Annotated in this window: 2 rRNA genes; both read right to left on the reverse strand. The window is 58.4% G+C overall.

Annotated features, from left to right (window positions below):
• Positions 1 to 10 precede the first annotated feature (10 nt).
• Positions 11 to 132: ribosomal RNA gene (gene rrf / locus ACRYA2_RS26495) — 5S ribosomal RNA — on the reverse strand.
• A 131-nt stretch (positions 133 to 263) separates the two neighbouring features.
• Positions 264 to 2,807, reverse strand: a 23S ribosomal RNA gene (locus ACRYA2_RS26500); the annotation flags it as partial.

Raw genomic sequence — 2,807 nt, forward strand, 5'->3', positions numbered from 1 at the left:
TGGTATGAGTGGGAGGCGGCGAACCGGTGTTCCCAGAGGCTCGCGCACTCCAGTACTGGCCGGAACGCAGGCGGGCTTAACTTCCGTGTTCGGGATGGGTACGGGTGTCGCCCCGCCGCTGTGGCCGCCTTAACGCCGACCCGCGGAATCGAACCGCGGTCAAACACCAGTCGTCGGTGGTTCGACCAACCGTATGTCCGTGCAATCCAGTTAACGCCTGGACCCGTTCAAACGGGCCAATCAGTGCGAATCCACATTCAGTATGAGTGTGTGGCTCGACCAGTTAGTGCTCGCGGGCTCAACGCCTCGTTGCCTCGGCGCGCACACCCCGAGTCTATCGAACTCGTCTTCTACGAGTGGTCTCGGCGGTACCTCTTTTCCAGGTGGGTTTCGAGCTTAGATGCATTCAGCTCTTACCCCGTGTCACGTGGCTGCCCGGCACGCGCCCTCTCGGACGACCGGTACACCAGTGGTGACCATTCGGAGTTCCTCTCGTACTATACGAATGTTCCCGTCAGGTACCATAGCACCCCCAATAGATAGCAGCCGACCTGTCTCACGACGGTCTAAACCCAGCTCACGACCTCCTTTAATAGGCGAACAACCTCACCCTTGCCCGCTTCTGCACGGGCAGGATGGAGGGAACCGACATCGAGGTAGCAAGCCACCGGGTCGATATGTGCTCTTGCCGGTGACGACTCTGTTATCCCTAAGGTAGCTTTTCTGTCAGCAACCGCCCGCATCAAGCAGGCTGGTTGGTTCGCTAGACCACGCTTTCGCGTCAGCGTCCCTCGTTGTGGAGGACACTGTCAGACTTCCTTTTGCTCTTGCGCTCTTTGCCGCGTCTCCGACGCGGCTGAGGAAATCTTGGGGCACGCTCGATATCTTTTCGAGCGTGTACCGCCCCAGTCAAACTGCCTGGCTACCGGTGTCTTCCTCCCGGAGTGAGGGTCACAGTCACTAACGGGTAGTATTTCAATGATGCCTCGGCGACGTGCTGGCGCACGCACCTGTGTAGCGGCTCCTACCTATGCTGCACATTAGCGACCGTGTCCCAGCGACAGCCTGCAGTAAAGCTCTATAGGGTCTTCGCTTCCCCTTGGGGGTCTCCAGACTCCGCACTGGAACGTACAGTTCACCGGGCCCAACGTTGGGACAGTGACGCTCTCGTTGATCCATTCATGCAAGCCGCTACTGAAGCGGCAAGGTACTACGCTACCTTAAGAGGGTCATAGTTACCCCCGCCGTTAACAGGTCCTTCGCCCCGTTGTACCGGGTTTTCAGATACCTGCACTGGGCAGGATTCAGTGACCGTACGAGTCCTTGCGGATTTGCGGTCACCTATGTTGTTACTAGACAGTCGGAGCGTCCGAGTCACTGCGACCTGCCCCTATCCGGGGCAGGCATCCCTTATCGCGAACTTACGGGACTAACTTGCCGAATTCCCTAACGTCGGTTGCTCCCGACAGACCTTGGCTTTCGCCGCCAGAGTACCTGTGTCGGATCTCGGTACGATCACCGTGCTCGTTTTTTCACGGGCTCTAGGTTGAGTCGACTTGCGCTATCCCGCCGTTCGTCCGCTTCCTGCCATTACGGCTTCCACGGATTTTGACGGTTCGACCGGGCGAAAGCCCGGCTCGACCTGCCCCAAAGCGTCAACTTTCACTGCACGGTGGCACTGGAATATTAACCAGTTTCCCTGTCGTCTCATTCGATCTACGGTGAGACTTAGGATCGGCTAACCCTCGGCTGATCAGCATTGCCGAGGAACCCTTACTCTTCAGGCCGTCGGGGGTCTAACCCGACTCACGCTGCTACTATGGCCAGGATTTTCGTTCCTATTCGGTCCATACGAGTTCTCACCCGTACTTCCACCCGAACAGAATGCCGACCTACTGGATCACGCTGTGACGCGTGCCGCCAGGTCTCGGTGGTGGACTTGAGCCCCGATCATTTTCGGCGCCCCGAACCTCGGCCGGTAAGCTGTTACGCTTTTCTTGGAGGGTAGCTGCTTCTAAGCTCACCTCCCGGCTGTCTAGGGCTCGGGACCACCTTCGATCGCACTTAGTCCACACTTGGGGACCTTAACCCAGCTCTGGGTTGTCTCCCTCCTGGTGCACAGGCTTACCCCGCACACCGGATTCCCTGCGTCAATGGCGTCCGTAGGTTTGGAGTTCGACAGGGAGGCCGACTCCTCTCGGAGGCGGATCTCCCAATCGGTCGCTCTACCCCACGGACTACCTCGACAGAGGTCATGCTTCGACATGTTTCGGTCGGAACCAGCTGTTGCCGGATTCGATGGGCCTTTCACCCCTACACGTAGGTCACGGGAGGGTATTGTAGGACACCATCCCTAGCAGGCCTCCACGTGGCTTTCGCCACGCTTCACCTTGCCCACGCGTAGATCATCCGGTTTCGGGTCGTGTCAGTTTGACTCCCCGCCCTTGAAGACGGTGGCCCTCGCGCAAAGCGCTGCGGCCGTATTGGTTTCCCTATGCCTTCCCCGATGCACGGGTTAGACTCGCCAAACAAACACACTCCCTGGCTCGTTTTTCAAAACGTACGACGGGACACCGGCTCCCCTCGAGTCCTACTGCGGGTTCGCACCCGGGTCGTTTATCGAGGGGCCTTTTGAGCCCCGTCGCTCCATCGCCAACTGATTTCAGGCCCTATTGCACCTCCCTTTGTGGGGTGCTTTTCAGCGTTCGCTCACGCTACTTGTTCGCTATCGGTCTCGAGACGTGTTTAGTCTTAGCGGTCGATGTCCGCTATATTCACGAGGGATATCCGACCCTCATTACTCTGGA

It is taken from the genome of Halomicrococcus pelagicus, assembly GCF_050954125.1.